At 43.5% G+C, this 20529-nt stretch carries 16 protein-coding genes; all 16 read right to left on the minus strand.

Annotated features, from left to right (window positions below):
• Window positions 1-27: 27 nt before the first annotated feature.
• The 16 genes from JWH17_RS08595 to JWH17_RS08670 all read right to left on the minus strand — a co-directional run bounded on the left by JWH17_RS08595 (window position 28) and on the right by JWH17_RS08670 (window position 20527).
• A complete protein-coding gene (locus JWH17_RS08595; RefSeq protein ID WP_205222188.1) occupies window positions 28-1161 on the minus strand; it encodes an MlaE family ABC transporter permease in 1134 nt (377 codons plus the stop codon).
• A 335-nt stretch (window positions 1162-1496) separates the two neighbouring features.
• Complete coding sequence (locus tag JWH17_RS08600; RefSeq protein WP_205222189.1) at window positions 1497-3098, minus strand: aspartate:alanine exchanger family transporter; 1602 nt, start codon at window positions 3096-3098, stop codon at window positions 1497-1499.
• 92 nt (window positions 3099-3190) lie between these two features.
• The gene (locus tag JWH17_RS08605) at window positions 3191-3340 is read right to left on the minus strand and encodes a hypothetical protein (RefSeq protein ID WP_205222190.1); all 150 of its coding nucleotides are present in this window, start codon (window positions 3338-3340) and stop codon (window positions 3191-3193) included.
• A gap of 24 nt (window positions 3341-3364) precedes the next feature.
• The gene (locus JWH17_RS08610; protein WP_205222191.1) at window positions 3365-4246 is read right to left on the minus strand and encodes a hypothetical protein; all 882 of its coding nucleotides are present in this window, start codon (window positions 4244-4246) and stop codon (window positions 3365-3367) included.
• Between the two features lie 750 nt (window positions 4247-4996).
• On the minus strand, window positions 4997-6712 hold the full coding sequence (locus JWH17_RS08615; RefSeq protein WP_205222192.1) for a cation:proton antiporter domain-containing protein: 1716 nt from the start codon (window positions 6710-6712) through the stop codon (window positions 4997-4999).
• Between the two features lie 135 nt (window positions 6713-6847).
• Window positions 6848-7705: a MipA/OmpV family protein gene (locus tag JWH17_RS08620; RefSeq protein WP_205222193.1), complete on the minus strand. Its 858-nt coding sequence runs from the start codon at window positions 7703-7705 to the stop codon at window positions 6848-6850.
• Window positions 7706-7776: 71 nt separating this feature from the next.
• Window positions 7777-8148 (minus strand): glycine zipper family protein, encoded by a 372-nt coding sequence (locus JWH17_RS08625; protein WP_205222194.1) that lies wholly within the window; start codon window positions 8146-8148, stop codon window positions 7777-7779.
• A gap of 83 nt (window positions 8149-8231) precedes the next feature.
• Window positions 8232-8663, minus strand: a complete 432-nt coding sequence (locus tag JWH17_RS08630; RefSeq protein WP_205222195.1) for a hypothetical protein — start codon at window positions 8661-8663, stop codon at window positions 8232-8234.
• A gap of 176 nt (window positions 8664-8839) precedes the next feature.
• A complete protein-coding gene (locus JWH17_RS08635; RefSeq protein WP_205222196.1) occupies window positions 8840-9775 on the minus strand; it encodes an EipA family protein in 936 nt (311 codons plus the stop codon).
• A gap of 81 nt (window positions 9776-9856) precedes the next feature.
• A complete protein-coding gene (locus JWH17_RS08640) occupies window positions 9857-10516 on the minus strand; it encodes a hypothetical protein (RefSeq protein WP_205222197.1) in 660 nt (219 codons plus the stop codon).
• 124 nt (window positions 10517-10640) lie between these two features.
• Window positions 10641-12356 (minus strand): aspartate:alanine exchanger family transporter, encoded by a 1716-nt coding sequence (locus tag JWH17_RS08645; RefSeq protein WP_369125051.1) that lies wholly within the window; start codon window positions 12354-12356, stop codon window positions 10641-10643.
• 247 nt (window positions 12357-12603) lie between these two features.
• Window positions 12604-13971, minus strand: a complete 1368-nt coding sequence (gad, locus tag JWH17_RS08650; RefSeq protein ID WP_205222199.1) for a glutamate decarboxylase — start codon at window positions 13969-13971, stop codon at window positions 12604-12606.
• A gap of 555 nt (window positions 13972-14526) precedes the next feature.
• A complete protein-coding gene (locus tag JWH17_RS08655) occupies window positions 14527-17298 on the minus strand; it encodes a winged helix-turn-helix domain-containing protein (protein ID WP_205222200.1) in 2772 nt (923 codons plus the stop codon).
• Window positions 17299-17663: 365 nt separating this feature from the next.
• The gene (locus tag JWH17_RS08660; protein WP_205222201.1) at window positions 17664-19178 is read right to left on the minus strand and encodes an efflux transporter outer membrane subunit; all 1515 of its coding nucleotides are present in this window, start codon (window positions 19176-19178) and stop codon (window positions 17664-17666) included.
• A gap of 23 nt (window positions 19179-19201) precedes the next feature.
• A complete protein-coding gene (locus JWH17_RS08665; protein ID WP_205222202.1) occupies window positions 19202-20308 on the minus strand; it encodes an HlyD family secretion protein in 1107 nt (368 codons plus the stop codon).
• 6 nt (window positions 20309-20314) lie between these two features.
• Window positions 20315-20527 (minus strand): DUF1656 domain-containing protein, encoded by a 213-nt coding sequence (locus JWH17_RS08670; RefSeq protein ID WP_205222203.1) that lies wholly within the window; start codon window positions 20525-20527, stop codon window positions 20315-20317.
• Window positions 20528-20529 lie beyond the last annotated feature (2 nt).

A 20529-nucleotide genomic window follows, 5' to 3' on the forward strand; every position in this document is an offset into this window, starting at 1 on the left:
GCAGCCCCTCTACAGAGTGCACCACGATCAGATACCCAACATATTGCAGATAATAGTAATGACGGCTGTAGAGAGAATGATGCCAACAACTGCGGTTACCACTGCAGAAGTTGCCGCTTCCCCGACAGCAGACGCGCTCCGGCCACATTCCATTCCCCGCATGCACCCTGATAATGAGACGATCACACCGAAAACAATCCCACTGAAAATACCAATTCCAAGATCCCAGAGGCGTACCGCAGCAACTGTTTGATTGTAATATTGTATGAGGCCGATGTCCAGTAAGCTTACGCCGACAACCATGCCGCCAAGAACTCCCATTATATTAGCATAGAGGCAAAGTAAGGGCATCATCAGCGCCAAGGCTAACATTCTTGGGAGGACAAGGAATTCCATGGGAGAAATTCCCATGGTTCGAAGTGCGTCAATCTCCTGGTTTACTTGCATGGTGCCAAGTTGAGCTGCAAAAGCCCCTCCAGTGCGGCCTGCCATTACAATTCCGGTCATAATGGCGGCCATCAAACGAACCATGGCTATACCTACCAGGTCTGCCACATAAATTTCAGCACCAAAAAGTTGTAATTGGATAGCACCTACAAACGCCAGAATGAGGCCGACCAGGAAGCTGATTAGCGATACGATTGGTAATGCCTGTCCACCACAACTTTCCATGGTCATAAGCATATCGCTACGTCGAAATCGGGCCTGTCCATGAAAAAGTCGCAGCAGAGCCAAGGTTGCCTCTCCTATAAATTCGAGCATTTTTCCAATGGAATGGAACAATTCGACCGTGTCGTTTCCCACGACTACCAGAAAAGGTGTTTTGCTTTCTATTTTACGAGCGTCCTTTTTTTCTGGTACGGCAGCCGCTAAGGCTAATAATTGTTGCGCCCCCTGGGGCAATCCACTGCTGTCAAATACATCGTTTTTCGTTTGGCAAACTGTTCGTAACCGCCTGGCAAAAATTAATAAACCAGAGTCCCACTCACTTAGTTGGCTAGAGTCAAATTTGATTTTACTCGGTGTGGGTAAAGATTGCAGGCGCTGATAGACATCTTCGGCTGATGAACCAATTCCTCCAAGCTTCCAAGAACCGGTAAGAACGAGTGTCACAGTGCTATCGTCGCTCTCTTGAAGAATAATTTCACCAGGTTTTGTCATCAGCTATACTCCTTTAGAATTGTGTGAAATAAGCTGGTTTAAAAAGTATACATATACAACGGCAGGTGTTCAAGGTGTTGTCGTAAAAATTCCTGAACACTCTGGATGACTTGACTTCCCGACGTACTGATATAATGCTTTTCCAAGAGTCATTTCCGTCAAAATTTTCAAACCTTCCGCATCAATGCTTAAGTGTAATCTTTTATGCCCGGCAGTCCCGGAATAAGCCCGAATAAAATAAAAATATGATCCAGTGAATTAAATCGTTAGCCTCTAACAACTGTTAAGGCTTCATAATATTGTCCTTTGTGTTTTTCCATGAATCCCCTGCTTGGTTACCCTGGTGGCAGTGTTCCGCCGGACGCCATTGCAACCATAATTTGTACCAGGATAATCTTCAAAACTGTTCCCACTCCAGGGAAAATCATGGCATAGCAGATATCCGGCTTACCTGTGGGTGTAAGTTGATTGCCATATGCTAGAATCGCCGGGTTGCCGGTCGCGCCTGAGGCAATGCCAAGCAAGTCGTCAAAGCTCATCTTAAGAATAAAGTATCCCACCAGAATAATAGTCAATACAACCACCGCTACCTCTATAATTGCGGCCGCAAACAGACTGAGACCTGCCCCGGCAATGTTCTCTATGAACGGTGCACCAGAGGAAATTCCGACGCCGGCAAGAAAGAGCGTAAGCCCAAAGTTACGCAAAATGACGTTGGCAACAGGTGGCATGTTCCAATTAAATGGCCCAAGCCGGCCAAAATAACCCAGGATGAGAGAGATGATCAACACGCCCCCGGCAAGACCAAGCTTAACCATGCCGACTCCAGGGATAGGTATGGGAATCAGTCCGATAAGACCGCCTAAGGCCATCCCAAGTCCCATTGACACGAAGCTATACTGAGATTCCGCGTTTACAGAATCCCCAAAGAAACGACTGACACTCTCCCTTTTACCGGACTCAATGAGTACACCGAGTTGGTCTCCGTACTCAATAAGCAGGTCGGGTTTGGAGATCAGATCTATATCACCACGGCGTACATGAATAATCTCGGCCTCGACGCCTGGCGGAATTTCGAGTTCTGTAAGCTTCATGCCTACAAATTTTTCCTTGGAAACGAAAACACGCACATAGTCCAGGTGACGTCGATCGCTACGAACATCCTCACTGTCCGCCAGATTTACTTCTCCAATCGTTTCTGGATAGCCTGCAACTGAAAGAAGGTCATCATCCTTGAGAACGAGGTCGGCATCTGGGAGCATGTTAACCCCGTCCCGCTTGATCATCAGCAACTTGAGGTCATCAGGTGCCTTTTCCAATACCTGGGCGATAGTCTTGCCCCCAAGACCGCGGTCCCCCACCCGTAATTCGCCTGTTGTCAGACGCTTCGGTGATGGTGCGACCACTTTTGGTTTGAACATCTGAAAGGTGAGATAGAAGAAAAGCATTGGTCCAAAAACCCCAAATGGATAGGCAACAGCATAACCCACTGCCGGGTCTTGATTTGAAGTTGCATCAATGGCCGCCTGAAGGCTGGCGGTACTTGTCAAGGATCCGGCAAACATCCCAGCACCGAAGTCATTCGAGAATCCCATGAGCCGTCCCAGAATAAGAGCCACAGCACAGCCGACTATCACTGCCACCGCTGAAAGAAGGTTGGCCTTTATACCGAACGAGCTTACAAGGCCGGCAAAGAAGTGTTTTCCATATTGAATGCCGATACCATAGAGAAACAGGATGAGGCCGATGAGCCCCAGGAGACCAGGGGGGGCAGACTCCGGTGCAAAAGCTCCGAACGCCAGACCGACAAACAAAACAGCGCCTATACCGAGTGAAAATCCGCCAATATTGATCCGGCCAACAGCGTAACCGATACCGATTACCAGAAAAAGCGTAATAAATGGTTGAGAATTGAGTAATAGCACTATTGCTTCCATTAGTTACTCCTCAAGAAATGTTGAAAAAAAATCAAACTGTTCAAATACTGCAAGCGCCTATCATTTTATACTAGAGAAAGCACGACATGCTGCTATATTTCGTCATCATATTTCTCTTTGTGAGGGCATCTACTCTTGAGCAAGACCGCGAGCATTCCTATGTTTTCAGGCAGGACCTCGGCATGAAACTGTTTTGTTTCTTCATCCGGAAGCAATGCAATTATATTACTTATTCCTTTCATAACATCAGTTCCATTCTCATTCCATCACTGGTAGTTGATATATTGGGGTGGTTCTTTGATTTTGGTATTGCCTACCTGCTCCATTCCCAGAACCTGTTTCGGGCTCATCATTGATGGTTTGTCTTCCTGGAAAAAAAGTTTAAAACCGCCAGCGACCCTTTCTGCAGCAACTTCTGAATAGAGGCCATTGTAAATATCTACCTTCAATTGTGGTGAGCCATGTCCGTCGAGATTCATTATCAAGTCAATATTTTCAAAGTTCTTGACTGTTTCCGGCTCCTTTACCATGCTTTTCCTGAACATATGAACGATCAATATCCTATTCCCAGCAATATTGTTCTCTTTCATGTATTCTGTCATGGCAGATTGTACTTGATTGATATCGTCTCCGGAAATGTGCCCGATTACCTTACCTGGTGGGACGTCGAGGCTTTTAACTTCGAACTCAGGGTCGATCGCCAGATGCACGTTTTCGTGTTTCAGGTAAGGTAGAACAGGCTTGACTGCTTCCAGAGGTGTTAATTTCCCCAATTGCATATCTATGATAACAGCAAACCCTTCATTGTTTGCCGCGTTAATGTATCGCATTACTTTTTCTTTTGATAAAGGAATAACATAATCTTTGTCGCTTCCAGGCTCATAGGTTGCCAGACCGTATATCAAGTGAAATGCTGGGGTTATATTATTATAATCGGTAATTTTGGCGTATTCGTTTGTTTTCGCTCTGATTATAGGCACGAGGTCTTCAATCGAATGCTGACCTAGCACACCTAATGAAGGCGCATCAGGTCGACCGTAGTAACCAACCATGAGGTCGATGTCGGAGAGTATTTTTTGTTGTGCAATTGCAGGGTGGGAAATAGCCATGCTGTTAAGTAAAAGAATGAAAAGAATGAAGTTTTTCATCGTGGTGAACCGCCCTTTGAAAGGTTAATGATATCGAAGAATACAGGTACTCCGTTTGCAGAGTCCGGCATATCTATCCTATTGTCAGGGGTATTGAATAGCATGTCGTTGATTAGGTCGACACACAAATAATCGTCGCCTGATGGTCCGACCAAATAGGTCAGCGTCCTCACCACTGTAGTCGCAACACTTCCCAGAAAAAAGAAATACAATTGAGTGCTGCTATTCATCACTAATATCGCTAGTAGCCTGTCGAGCTTTCACCCTTGCAGATTATGAGCAAGAGTAAGGGGGGGGTTAGCTGACTAATTGTAAATAAATTAAATTTGACAATGCGGCGATTTGGTATTTGTCGACATTTTTGATGTGATTTGATGATTGTAACTAGTTTATGTTCATAACATCCATGAGCACAAACTTTAACCATAGGCAGAAATACTATATTTCTCTTGCCTCCTTTTCTACAGGACTGGTTGCCTGAAGATCATCTTGCCGGGTTTGTAGTTGATATCTCAGGTGCAGATATCCGCCTATAACTGAAGAATATGGTAGCAAGTGCGGTTCCTTCAGCCAATCATCAGAGAGGGTTATTAGTAACTCTTGTAAGACTGCTGAAGAAGTATATTAGCTGGCGTACCCATATGGAACTATTCAATCCTTCTGTTTTTTATGCAAATTTTTAAATGGAAAAGGCGAAATAATGTAATTATCAGCGTTACCCCATTTACTCGTAAACGGGCTTATTATTATTTAATTGTTGTCAGATGACACACTACCATCTCCGACTAACTCATAATCGTTATTACGAAAAAACGTAACTAATTCATTTACACTTTCTTCTTTAACCCCAAGATTTTTAAGCAAAATTCCACCTACAACCATTGTGCTTTCAATATATGAGGTTCGAGCATGGGTTATTCCATTATTAACCAAATAGGATTGATCAGCTAACGTCTGCACCCGGGCATAAATGCTTAATTCAGGATAAAGACGATGTAAGCTAATGGCCAAAGCCTTGGTTTTTGACCGACTGGAAGCATTGACAAAGGCGGCATTTGCCTTACTGAAACCGGCTACGCTCTGGGTCTCAAAACTATTCATATCACCAAAATGAACGTTGTAGCCACTCGCTTTTCCTTGTTGGACAACGGCAAAATCTTTATCAAAAACTACATATGGGATATTGGCCTTTTCAAGCATTTTTGCTATAAGCTGACTGACCTCATCAAAGCCGATAACAACGACATGCCTTTCAAGGCCCTCGGCCGGGCCTTCTACCAGAGTTTGTAATTTGGCTAGAAAAAGATCGGCTATTTTGTTACCTGTTTTGACCATTATTGGAGTCAGAATCATACTAACGGCTATAACAAGCATTGCCAGAGTATGCCCCTCGCTACTCAACAACTCTGTCCCTGCTGCTGCAGCAAAGAGTACAAAGGAAAATTCTCCGACCTGAGATAAATAAAAGCCTGTTCTAATGGCAGGAGCGCGTTTTATACCAAACGCAAGTGCGATTACACTTATCACCATACATTTAAAACCCACAATTATTGGAACATGAACTAAAAGGGTTGACCAGTTGTTGATTAGTGAATTTACATCAATAGACATTCCAACTGTCACAAAAAAAAGACTCATAAGTGTCTCTTTAAAAGGAGCTACCGTTGCTTCGATCTGGTATCTGAAATCAGACGCCGAAAGGAGCATTCCCAGTAAAAAAGCGCCTAATGTGATCGATATTCCTGCATAATCAACCATCCATGCTGCTATGATCACCGCCAGAAATAACACCATCGCAAAGGCATTTATTTGCCGATGTTTGGCACAATAACCGAGAACCCGTGGCAGTAGATAATGGCCTGAGAGTAAAATGACTGCTATTACCCCTGCAACTTTACAAATTGTTTGCCAAAGAGGAATAGCATCAGCCTCCCCAGTACTATGGGCCAAAATAGGCACTAATGCCATAACCGGCACAACCCAGAGATCTTGCGCCATAAGCACGGCGAAAGCTGTTTGTCCGTGTTCAGTGGGGAGTTCACCTTTTTCTCCCAATGTGCCCATAACAATAGCTGTAGATGACATGCTGAGGCCAAGCCCGACAATCACTGCCGATTCCCATGGCGTATGAAAAAATATGATGAGATAACCGGTCATTATTATTGCAGTTAGAATCATCTGAGCTGAGCCTAGTCCAAATATCAATCGCCGTAGCGCCCAAACTTTCTGGGGACGAAGTTCCAGGCCGACTGTAAATAAAAAAAGCATAACACCAAGCTCTGCAATATTCTGTAACTCTGATACTGATGAGGAGAGAATAGGACCTGGGGTATTGGGTCCTATGATGATGCCTGCAGCAATGCAACCGAGTATCACTCCAAAACCAAGCCTCTCAAATACAAGAACACAAGTTGTGGCTGCTCCGAGATAAATGATTATTGCAATAAGCATTGATGAAATATCCATATATTAATCACCTAATATTGAAACAACGTCTCAAAAAAATTATAATTTATTCGCTTGAAAATTAATTATGACTCCCAAAGTGCAACAGTTTGTTTATAAAATGCAAAGTTTTGGACTTTTAGACCTAGATGTAACTTACCAGGAATACAACATTCCTATTCCATATATCCATTGGTCTTTTGAACCGCGTTCGTCTACAATGGGACTGTCGGCAGCATCACCTAGCATTCTGGAATAAAGAAGGCCTGCCCCTGCATGCCATTTTTTACTCAGATGCAATATTCCTACAGCCCATATACGAATATCACGCATGCCGCTTCCAGCGTCAAAGGCGGGTAGTCCACTGACCATTGCCCCTTTTTGAGAAACACCAAAATATGTGCTGGTATAATCATCGTTGCCCCAGGTTGTACCGGCTCCAAAACCAAGTGATACAGGAGTCGCAACTGGTACGAGACCCCATGCATTGGCACCCACTGTCCAGCCATTATCGGTGGCATCACTCACATCCCAGTAAGTCCAGCCACTAACACCAAACTGCAAGCGTGAATTATCAGGGTCCCTCCACGTGTAGCCTCCCCAAGCTCCAAGATTAAGTGCTCCGTCAATTTCTTCGAGCATCGCAACCTGTTCATCATCAACGTCTTCATCACGGCCAAATCGATAAAACAGACCTGGGCCAAATCGCCAGTTTTTATGATCTATAAGATTGACCTTAACATCATTGACCACAATTTTAATAAACCGCTCATCGCCGATCATGATTTTTCCAATTGGGGCACCGCCAAAAGTATAATCATCAGAGCCAAAATAGTCCGGGTACCCACCAATTCCTACCCCAAAGAAATTAGGCTCGCCCAACTCCAGTGGTATTGCAAGATCACTGGCATGGCTTGGAGAAGCTGCACACAATATCACAATTGTTGCGATAGCAAACAAACAGTTTGCTGTCTTGACGTTCATGGTATTGTTATTGCCCTTTTTTTGATCCATCTTCTCTCCATAGATATAGACATTTATCGTTTAAATATAAAAACAATCCGTTACTGTTTAATCTTTTTTAACTACCTGTTATGGCTTCTGCGTATGCCACCAAACAAGGCACTGCCAATAGCCCCTGCGGCCGCACCTTTACCCGCATCACCGGCAATACCACCAATAATGGCCCCTTTGGCAGCACCTGATACGGCATCTCCGGCAAGAGTGGTTTGAGACCCGGGACGTCTGGTCACATCACCGAAAAGAGCCCCTCCTGCCGCTCCTGCAGCCGCACCCTTGCCGGCATCGCCGGCAATACCGCCGATAATAGCCCCTTTTGCAGCACCACGGATGGTGTTATCCAAAACTTGACTACCAAAAACAGCCTCCAGCGATGTAATGAATAACAGTGATGAAATCACCATACTGAATACAATAATTTTAAATAAATGCTTCACCGATTTACCTCCCAAGTTGGGTGCACAGGTAACTACCCGTTGTTTTGAAGCCAAACGATATTTTTCCCTCATAGCCCAGGTTGTTACTTTTCAGAATAGAGAACACAAGCTCCGAAAATAGTAAATCCCTCTCCCGGGGCTGTGATCCCAAGAGTCATCAAACCAGTCCGGTCATTGATTAACATACTCCAACCAGTATCTACGTCCGTGCCCTGAACAATTTTATAGCCATCCATACTTTGAACATTTGTAATCGGCGAGGTACGTTTTTCTCCGGCTTCGGTCAAGCTATTTACAACCTTGTTGCCAAAGTCGACTTCAAAGAATAATGGTAAATTAACCAGATCAACGGGTCCTCTGATGCATTCCTGCTGCTTATCGCAGGCTATCGCTTCAGCAGAAGAACAAATCAACTTTGGGGCTGCTGCCACTGCGTGATGACCGTAACCAGTCATTAGAACAAAAGCAGTGATCACAATGGTAAGTGCATTTACTCGTAATATTTGTTTTTTCATTACATACTCCTTTGCTTGTAACACTATAAAAAAACTCATCTATATGATATATACCCTGCAGACAAACAGTATTTTCAGCTACGATTTGTAATGGTTACAACGTTCAACAATTTTGTTTTGCAAACCTGGGTATATATCAACGCATTACATTGAAATTGCTTGAAAATTATTGCTCACTATTTGAGCTTAATTTTCAGCCCTTGACCAGCCATAGTAAGACGAACACCTTTCTGGGTTGATTTTAATTTAAGAACAACGCCATTACCATTTTTAAGAGCCATTACAGATCCACCGCCAATCAAGGTGGCTCCGGCTTCACCTGCAACAAACATACCTTCGATATCTTTTGCTTCAACCAGTTTATAGACATCTCCAGTTGCCTCGATGGCAGTAATACCGACGTCAATAACGCTCAGGCCGCTGATTGAGATTTCATGGGTTGATCCATCATACATGGTCAGACTACCATCGCCCCAGGTTACGCCGACACCAACGGCAACCGATTTGGACTTTATTTCTACTGTTCCTGAAACTTTTGGGGCCGGCTCAACAGCTATGGCATAGGCTGCCGCATACAGTGCCTCTACTTCCTGCCCCTTTTCAATACGGTTAATATCAATCTGGTCTCCAACCTTTAAGGCCAGTAAATGATCGGATTCCTCCAAAACCACAACCTTATTTTTCTTGTCGATTTTGGCTACAACTGCAGCCACATAGGTACTGGCCATGAACTTCATACCGGGTTTTTTACCCTCCTTTGCCCTTTCTACAGATATAACTGAACCACGTTCCTCCAACTCGCTGCCCTTAGGCTCAAGAGCTATGGCCAGGCCGGTATAATAACTGACAATGACCAAGTCGCCTCGTTTGAGCTGGTCAAAATTTTTCACCTCTGGGCCAGCGGTAAATTTGTACTCTTCATCCGCCGAGTTCTTGAGGGTGACCACTCTCGTTTCTTTGTCAATGCCTACAATAACATCTACCGCCACTGCTCCATCTGAAACAGCAACGATCCCGGTGTCCTCTGCCAGGACTTCTCCAGTATGAACAGCGAGTTGAAAAATAAAAATAAATCCAAGTATGATACCAATATGTTTAAAGTGAAATTTCATGGTGTTTATCCTTGTTGAAAGTTTGTTGTTAAAAATAAGTGAGGAAGATTTATTCTTGTCATGACCTAAAAACAAAAATGTTTACCAGATAAGTGGCTGAACCAATTCAAGCAAAAAATAAATATGTTTTACTGTTTTTTCACTAGCGTTCATCATTTCGTTCTCAAACATTAAAGCCTCAGAATTAACCCAAGAAAGTAAGACAATTACCACCACATAAAATATGCCCAAAGACACATTGGCCCTTCTTGAAAATGGCGAACGTAGAAGGGTGATAATTGGACCAACATACATGGCCAGAAACCAGGCAGTAGCGCCACAAAAGAGAATAGTTTTCTGAAAAATTATTACTTGAGTAACTTGGGACGGGAGATCGTCGCCGAACAAATTAAAAGAGACAAACAAAGGTGCAAAGAAACCGGTTATTGTATAGGCCAGGCCTAGGTACATCAGTAGATCACCTGCAATAAAAGACCAGTGATCACAATAACCGACCTCGTCATGAGAACTGGAAGCTAGAAAAGCAACGAGGGCAATAAGAGAAAGGGATAAAGCTAAATACAGAGCAATGTCAGCTCGTACGTGTACCTGATGATCTACACCTGGCAGGTTAACTCCCCCAGACATACTATATAACTGACTAATTTGAAATGAAACAATAGCGATGTTCAAGCCAATTACTGTCAGACGTGTACGCATTACGTTAACAGCAATACGCACTACTTGTTTGTTATCTGACATATAACCTCTTCATGTAAATGATCTGGTATAAAGAATATGGATGGATATTATTCACATAAAGGGAAACCGTTGATCAAATTTCCAGCGATTCCCCTTATGAGATTGTGCGAAAACCTTGAAGCGACTATGAAAATACCATGGCTATGTACCCTAGAATAAGAACAATAGCAGAGGTAAGTGCATAAGGGACAGGGTAAGCTACAGCAGAAATGGCACTCCCAGATATATCCTGTACTCCGTTTAATGCTGGGGTACTGTTTCGTCCACCGGCGCATCCGCCAGCCAGAATAATTGGGTTCATTTTTCTGATGTAATAGCCATAGCACCAGGCCAGAAAAGGAGGAACCAACGCTCCAAGCAAACCAATTATAGCAATCCAGATTACAGTAGTTCCCTGGAAAGAAGACATAATCTTAGGACCAACTCCTGCACCTAAAACCGCGACAAAAAGACTCAAGCCGATATCATTTAAAAATGCTCGTGCGCCCTCACTTGTTGGACCACCAAAATCAGGGTTACGTGTTCGCAACCATGAAACCAGGATACCCATCAACATACAGCCTGCAGAAGTTCCTAGAGCAAAGGGTATACCACCAAGTTCTAAACTGGCATGACCAATAATAAAGCCCATCACCAGTGCGGCAGACATGAAGGAAATCTCGGTATAGGCGCTCTCAACTATTGGTACACTTTTGAGTGCTTTAGCAGCCTGATTCACACACCAGGAAGGTCCTGCCAAACGAAGCACATCCCCTTTTTCAACTACAGTTTTTGGAAGATGAGGAATAGCGACCCCAGCACGAAACATTGATTTAAGGTGAACACCAAACCCAATTTCAGCTCCAAGCTCCTGTAAGGTCATTCCAGCATAATCTGATTTACCTACGTGAATGTCTGCCACCTCTATATCGACCATCCTTGCTCTGGGTTCGGCAACTTCATTTCCGACTTTTTCCGAACCTGAGAGTAGAACCGAATATTCGCCCATGACCCCAATAATGTCACCCATTTGAATGGTCGGGTTATCTTGCGCATCAAGAACTTCATCACCGCGCACGACTTTCAATATTGCTGCATGGGGATATTTTTTAAACAGATCGTGCACTGATTGACCTGCCAACTCTTCATGTTCAACCAGGTAGGAGCGAATCTGTTTATCAGTAAACCCGAGAATGGAAGCCCCAGCTGTACCCGGCAACGCACCACCATCTTCACCACCACTAAACTCCTCTTCAGCCTGCTTGGCTGCTTCCACTGGATCATGACCAAACATCTTGGGTAAATATTTGATGAGCAAAATTATAAATATTGACGAAAGGACATAGCTGATAGCATATCCTGCAGCCATATTGGCGCCAACCATATCAGCAGTGATCCCTTCAGGAATTTTAAAAGCCCCGCTACTTACAGCTGATTGTGCAACACCCATAACAGCAGTAACCGTATAACTTCCTGAGATAATACCTGCAGCGTACCCCGGTCCAAGATCGATAAGTTTTACGCCGAAAAAAACTATTAGAAAATTTGAAAAGACCACTATCAAGCCGATAACAACAAAATCAAGCCCACCACGAGCCAATCCGGAAAAGAACTGTGGGCCAACTTTCATTCCCAAAGCATACATGAAGAGCATCAGAAAAATATCTTCTACTAACCCTGGAATATCATAAGTAATGCCAAATAGGGCACTCGCAGCAAGAGCAATACCAATACTAACAACGAGCGTCCCTGCAGTTGCACCAAGATTAATACCTTTCACCGTAACGCGACCCAGTGGGTAGCCTATTGCCAGCGCTAAAAATAGATAAGCAAAAGGATTTTGGGCTAAATAGTTCAACATCCAGCCAACAGGGCCAAAAGATTTTTCGGCAACAGCCTCAGCTGCTAAACCACTTCCTATAGCTACAAGTAATAGCAGGCAGACGCTAGCGAGGACGGAGCTGCAGCGACGCAAAGTAAACATCTTTTTCATAGAAGTTTTTCTAGGAAATTTCATATTTCATCCACCATAACTCAGTTAAAAAACGATCACGTTAAAATAACGTGATCGTTTAAGGGGTAAACCAATGTAATAGATTCAGACTAATCTAGCACTTTGCTGGTGAAGTCTTAAGGGGATCATGAAGTTCTGGTGGTGTTGCATTTCCACCATGTATTTCTAAAAATTCACATGCTCTTTCAATATCACTTGCTAGAATTTCTGCAGCATCTCTGTTTAAGTGAGGACGTACAACAATTCTCAAACTATTTACCTCTTGTGCATTTGGTGGCATTGAGTAAGCAGAAAGGATCCAGCCGCGTTCTCGAACTTTGTTGGAGATATCAAACTCATTATATTTGGTAATGGATTCATCTAAAGTAAGAGCAACCACAGGAATACGTTGGGTTTCATTCATGATCTTGAATTTACCAGTTTTTACAAGCCGTTCTCTTAAATACTCGGCATTCTCAACCGTTTGCTTCATGATACGGGTATAGCCTTCTCTCCCCAAGCGTAATATGTTGTAATACTGAGCCAAAACCGTTGCTGAGCTTTTGCTGAAGTTTAAGGTTGCGGTCGCGGCTTCTCCGCCAAGGTAATTCACATAAAAGACCAGGTCCTCATTAAACACCTTGCGATCCTTGAAAACCACCCAACCTAATCCTGGAGGAACGAGACCAAATTTATGACCAGAGGCATTGATAGATTGAACTCTGGGAAGACGAAAATCCCATTTATATTCGGGGTAGAGGAAAGGATTCACAAAACCGCCAGAAGCACCATCAATGTGCATGGGGATGGAAATACCTGTTTTTTCTTCATAGGCATCCAGCCAGTCATGGATTTCCTGGAACGCATCATCTTCGCCTGTAAAAGTCTGTCCCGCGATGGCTACAACACAAATTGTATTTTCATCAACATACTCATCCAGGTGTTCAGCAGTCAGTATATAATTTCCTGGTTTCAGCGGTACAATGCGTGGTTCTACATCAAAATATTTAAGAAACTTTTTCCACACAATTTGCACATTACCGCCAGTGACCATATTTGGTTTACTCGCATCAAGGCCAGCTTTTTCACGAGCTTCACGCCAGTTCCACTTGTGAGCAAGCCCTGCAAGCATACAAGCCTCCGATGAACCAATCGTTGCCGAACCATACGGTTCAGCATCTTTTGGACCATTCCAGAGATCATGCAGCCACCTTACACATTTATTCTCTGTATCCTTTGTATGCGGATACATATCAGGATCAGCAAAATTCCTAAATGAACCATCTTTGAAAATTTCAAGAGCTTCAGGTTCCATAAAAGTTGTTACAAAAGAAGACAGGTTGAGCATTGGATTTGCATCGGTCCAACATTCACTCCTTACCAGTGCCGCAGCAGCCCTTGCTGACATGCTCTCACTTGGAAAGTTTTCTGGTACTTCAGCGTTGAATTGTTCGTAGGGGGTCTTTTGGTGATTTTCGCTCATTTCAATTCTCCTTGGTTAAGATCAGAGGTCTGTTTACGCTAAATGGTTTTGGCTTTAAGGCCGCTAATAGTGTTTCAAAATTTATATAAACAACTTATCAGCATGCTCTATAAAAGGGGACTTCCCTTGCACCGTGGGGGGGAATGATGAAATGACAAAGGCTCTATTTGTTAATAGTATTGGCCTATTGACAGTATAAAGAAATATTATCCTAAACATGGGGCTGGTCGCAATCACCTGGAAAGGGTGATATTTAGGGGAAGAAATTTTGCAATGTGCAGAAATTGTTAAATAACTGTTACGATCATTGCCCGTAAAAAATTTAATGTGCCAAGTAGTTCCGGCAGGTAGGGGTAGGGGGAGTTAATCTTACTAGTAATGACAATAGGGGAAAGGGCTTATCGTAAATGAATTGGACTCTTTAGGTAATAATGCTGTCTAGGGGTTATGCGAAAAGCATACTCTTTCTTTGGTGCAGAGATGAATATTTTTTTACAGAAACGACAAAGAACATTAAAATTCGTTAATATAAATAAAAATTTACCATGCTAAGGGCTACCGATAGATATTGCGGGATGAGTTCTTTCGCCGCCTTTCAGGTATTAGATTGCATTTTCTTGCCGTGTTGACCGCTTGGCGGCGGTTCGGGGCTTTTAGTTTTCGGTAGAGACTGGAAAGGTGCGTTTTCACGGTTTCTGCAGAAATGAACAACTTTTGAGCTATCTCCTTATTGGAAAGACGTTCTTGGAGCAAAATCAAAACATCCAGCTCGCGATTGCTCAAATCAATAAATGTGCTATCAGCCGCTCCCGGAGCAGGAACCAATTGGTCGTTATCAACTGATGCTATGCCAATGCGATTTATTCCGCTTTTTTCTAACATAAACGCATCCATGAGGCGGTGCAGGTAAGGATTGTCAGGACTTTTTTCCAAAAGCACCTTCAGTAGCTCGCCGATTATTGGTCCCCGGTCTAAAAAAGATCGAACCAACCCACGTGGTTCAGCCAGATGAATTGCATCCTCAAGCAACTCGAACGACTCGTCCACTCTACCTACTAATTTTAAGGCCACAGCTTTGGCAGCCTGAAATTGGACATACAAGCGGATGTGGTATTGATTTAACCTTTGCAAGGTTTTATCGATAAAGATAAGAGCGTCACTGCTATGTTTATGATCGTCCATATGTGATAAAATATCGGCATGCAACAAAAGGGGAAACGTCAGCCAATAGAAAACATTTTCGCCCACCGAAGTATATTTCGGCAGGTCAGCTGACACCTTTCCAGTATGCAGGGCCAGCTTGCTCTTTACCGAATCAGATATTTGCACTGAAAAGGAATCCTTCATCTCAATTGCAAATAAAAATGCCTCGCCGATATATTTTTCGGTTGTTTTCACATCCCCTTTAGCCCAAGTGATAAGCGCCAGGCTAATCATTGAATCGTGGCAAATTCGTGTGGTAACATGATCTCGCATTTTTATTACACGGCTGAAGTGGTCGGCAGCAGTACCCAACAGGTTTCGTTCATAAGCCGCGCATCCAAGAAAATAATAAGCGTATCCTAACCAGTAATTATCCTGAGGAACAGTTTCGTTAATGAGTAATAATTTCTGCGCATTTTCCTGCACCGCATTCCAATCCGCAGCAAAGGTCAAGATTGCCATTTTCGTCACCAGCAGCTGACCGGCGTTCAAACTGTCTTCTGAATGGTTGGCATTTAAGGCTAGGTCCAGCTGGAACAAGGCTTCATCCTGTCTTCCGCATAAGAATTTGGCAGCTGAGTTATACATTAATCCCATATTATGTGAATAGCGATGTTTCTTCGGTACAACTTTCAGTCCCCACTCTGACCGACGGAGGCTACCCTCAAAGTCTCCTTGATAACATAAAAAGGATGCGCGCTGTATGGCAACATCTCCCAGAAGGCTTTGGCGTCTGGTTTCGGGAATCGGATAGTCATAATTTTTAAGTAACAGTTCTGCCTGGTCCATCAGCGAGGCCCAACTTATAAAATCCAAGTTAACCGCTTTAATAAAAGTGTGTGCGATCAAAAGTTCCGGGTGCGATTCTTCAGCGCCATTTGGGAACATGTCCAGCAATCGTTTCAGAGCGCGGCGGGAAATATCCTGGTCGATGATGGGGTGCATAATATCACCTACCAGTTCAGCTGCAGCATCAATATTTTCTGCGGCAATCAAATGTTTGAGAGCATCCTCGAAGTGCCCATGATCGGCATACCACTCTCCGGCCATTTGGTGGGTCTTGGTTTGTCGGATACTGGGTATCGCTGATCTGATATTCAGACGCAACATCTCTTGGAATTGATGGTGATACCGATACCATCTGTTTTCATTGTCAAGCGGTACAATAAATAGATTGTTTTTAATTAAGTAGTTGATGATTCGTCGGCTATTTGTACTGTTGCCCTCCTTGGCCAGCAAGTAGTCGCAAAGCGATACACAAAAACTATCTGGAATTGCGGATATGCTGAGAAAAAGTTTGACATCGTCCGGCTGACAGGCAATGACTTCTTCAAAAATGTATTCAATGACCATGTCGTTTTCAGTGCATAGCTTTTCTGCAAAAGCTTGAGGACTGTCAACTTTTAATAGATCTAATAGTATCAACTGCAGGCCGACGGCCCATCCTTCAGTTCGTGTAACTATTTGTTCCATAGTATGGAGGATGGTCAGCAGTTCACTCTTGACAGGATTAAAGAAGGCTTTGGCCTCTTCGTCGACAAAACGTAAATCGGCTGCATTAAGTTTAGACAGCCATTGTTTGATTTGCCATTGAATTATTGGCAGTGGTGGGTCTATACGGGTTGCGATGATGAGGTGCAATCCTTTTGGCATATACTGAACCACGCGTTTAATCATCTTATGAACATCTTCAGAGGTAATAAGATGAAAGTCATCGATAGCTAGAACCAGAGGGGTATTCAGTGCAGCTAGGTGATGTATGAAAACATCGACCAAATATTCGGGAGGTGGCAGTGTCTGAGCTGACAGAAGCCTGCCTGTTTGGCTGTCGAAGTGTGGAAATATGCCACGGATCGTAGCAATCAGAGAGTAGAGGAACCGATCTGGAGTACTGTCGCTCTTATCCAGGGACAACCAAGCGGAGTGACAAGAGATATGGTTCAGCCATTGTAATACCAATGTGGTTTTACCATAGCCGGCCGGGGCTGATATGAGGGTCAGTTTGCCTCCCAGTGATTCGTCCAGAGCCTCAAGCAGGCGGGGCCGTTCAATCCACTGTCTGCCGATAGGGGGGCGATTCAATTTGGCGGGAGGGAAAAATAAATTATTATTATCAACGCTCATTAATCAGGATTTGCTGAATAAAGATTAAGCCCTTGAACTGGTTTCAAGGGCATCCACCAAACATTAACAAATCGAGTTATTAATCGGTGAAATAGTGAAGTAATGGCGATAGCCGGCTATCCACTTCAGGTTCGTTACCAGAAAACCGGCCATAATTTTGATTTCACAGGTAAATGGCAGCTGGGCATTATCCTGGGGCACATTTGATGAGCGACCAATCTGTGCTGTCTCATAAAAACACGGGCAGGTGAATACAAACAAATAAAGGCTCGGGGCTCTTTTGCTTATCATGAAGTTGTAAAAATAAATTAACACCAGCTATAGGGCAAATCCTCTTAAGCTAAGGAGTGGTGGTAACCAGATATTTATTTTAATATTCCTTGCCACGCGCTTGTTCTTTCACGCATTTCTTTTTTTATTGCAGGCGGAAGTAAATCGACGGGATCCCTGTCTTGGCGAATTTGCCATCCCCCGCCCAAGGCTCTGTAAACCTGGACAAGATTTATCGCAGTATTTCCCCTAGTAGCGGCAACAAGATCCTGTTGCTGCACGTTGGAGCCTAAATTTGTAAGAAGAGTATTAAAAGGGATCTCGCCCTGCAAATATTGAATTTTAGATGCATTAACAGCACGTTGTGAAGCTTCCGCTGCCAACTGGTATGCAGCTAATTGCTCATGAGTTTTGAGATAGGCAATAATAGAATTTTCAACATCACCCTGTGCCTGAAGAATTATATCCATATAATCAACGAGTAGTTGCTGGAATAATGCATCTTGTAATCGAACATTACTTTTAAGGCGGCCATAGTTAAAAATATTCCACTCAAAAATACCCGCTAAACTCCAGGTTTGGCTGGCACTTTTAAAGAGGTCGTTGGTATTGAATGCGCTTGTTCCTATAGAGCCGCCAATAGCAAAATGTGGGTACAATTCACTTACTGCAAAACCAATACGAGCACTTTGAGCAGCAAGCTGCCTTTCTGAAAAACGTATATCCGGGCGTTGGCGAATAAGGTTCTGCGGTATCCCAAGGGCGATCGTAGGATTTACATCAGGAATACCATTTTGTTTTTTAAACAGATAGTTAAAACCCTGTGGAGGTGTACCCAGAAGAACGGCTAATGCGTTTTTTGCTTGTTGTAATGATATTTCCAGAGAGTACACAGAAGCCTTTGTATTGTTCAACAGACTTTCTGCCTGATCCACATCAAGTTTACTTACTTCACCAGCATTAAATTTAGCCTTAGCGATATTCAGACTGGCGACCTGGAGCTCTATGTTATATTTTGCTACCTTTAAACGGTCAGCATAGGATCGAAATAAGATATAATTTTCTGCTATTTGTGAAATCAACGTAACCACCGCACCATCGTAGCTGGCCACACTAGCATCTAATTCAGCTGAGGCAGATTCAATTTGCCTTCTAAATCTTCCCCAAAAATCAATTTCCCAACTGACGTTAAAGCCTAGATTGTAATTGTTAAAGGTAATACCGCTTTCTTTTTGCCTTGAAGCTGAACCGGCTACTTGCTGCTGCTGCGGGTATTGATTACCGATGGCAATGGCTAGCTGTTGTTGAGCCTGCAGAACTCGCAGGCCTGCTGAGCGAACAGTCAAGTTTTGCTGGAGGGCTTCTTCAATTAATTGATCAAGATCAGGGTCAAGGAAAGCTGCATGCCACCATTTAGGATCTGCAGGTAATTCATTCGTCAATGTTGGAGCGTCTATTTGAAGCCAATCAGACCCTAAAGTGGCTGGAGGTTGTTTATAATCAGGGCCAACGGCAGAACAGCTGCTCAGCATGAAAAGAAAAAGAAAGCCAAGAGCTATTGTGCAAAAATTTTCCTTCCGTGATATTTGGTTCTGTATCTTCGTCGGCATCGAGATTGTCTCGTTTAACAGCTTCATTGTTGGATGCCTGCATGGCTGGAACCCGTCTGGACCAACACAGAGGCTGTTGTGCCTACACGAAGTTTTACTGATTCCGGCATCTTTGTTATATGAATTCGAACCGGAATTCGTTGTGCTAATCTAATCCATTCAAAGGTTGGACTTATGGATGGAAGCAGTTCAAACCCAGGGCTTCCATTTTGTTGGGCGATTCCCCACCCAAGACTATCGACATATCCTTCTAGGGGATTATCTGGATAAGTCATTAGGGTGATAACTGCCTTGTTGCCTGGAGATATTTCACCAATCAGGGTTTCTTTAAAAAAACCATATACCCAAAAGCTGTTTGTATCAATTAAAGCCAAGGCTGGTTGATTGGCAACTGCCTGTGTGCCAACCCGTAGGTTAAGATTGGTTATGTATCCATCTGTGGTGGCCTTAACCTGTGTGAACTCAAAATTTAACCTGGCTTGACGTACATTTGCCTTGGCTGAGCGAATACTGGCGTTTGCTTCTCCTTGTTCGCCCAAATTAGCATTAGCTTCTGCCAAAGCCGCCTCTGCTTGACGCAGTGACGCTTTTGCCTGAGACAAGCTCGCTAACGCGCCTTTTCGTTTTTCAAGGGAAACAGCATAGCTGGCTTTGGCCCGTTCAAGTGATTTTTCAGATGTGGCCTTATGTGGCAACATTTCTTTTTGGCGCTCATATTCAGATTCATTTTTTTCAATCATGGAATCGAGCTCTTTGATTGAACTCATTCCTTTTAATACTGCAGCTTTTGAAACCTCAACGTTGGCTCTGGCAGCCTCAACTTTTTTTTCCAAGGCGACGTAATTGCTTCTGGTGTTATCGAGCTGCGCTTTTGCCTGTTCTAAAGATGCTTTAAAAGTTCTTGGATCGATTTCAAAAAGGAGATCTCCAGCTTTCACAAATTGATTGTCTTTAATCGGGAGTTTTACAATAGGCCCAGAAACCCTTGGCGCAATCTGTATCACTTCTGCACGAACTTGGCCGTCACGAGTCCACGGGTTAGTTAGGTATCTGTTATATTTAAATAAGATGAAGGCCAGTGCGATAAAGACGATACTTCCTGTGAGTAGGTATTTTTGGTATGATTTCATTCTGTTTTATATTCCTGTTAACAATATATCGATAAAAAATGTGTAGATTATCAATAATGCGACAAAAACAAGCGGCGGGTAAAAGAAATATTTAGAAAGCCGATAGCGATTGAGCAGCTTTGCCGTAAAACCGGCAGCTATCGCTCCAACAAGACTTGCAACTAATAGTGGCGGCATATAAACTCCACCGAAAGCAATTTCATGCGGGATTTGATTCATAT

The sequence above is a fragment of the Desulfogranum marinum genome (assembly GCF_016918565.1).
In the GTDB taxonomy this organism is placed as follows: Bacteria; Desulfobacterota; Desulfobulbia; order Desulfobulbales; family Desulfobulbaceae; genus Desulfogranum; species Desulfogranum marinum.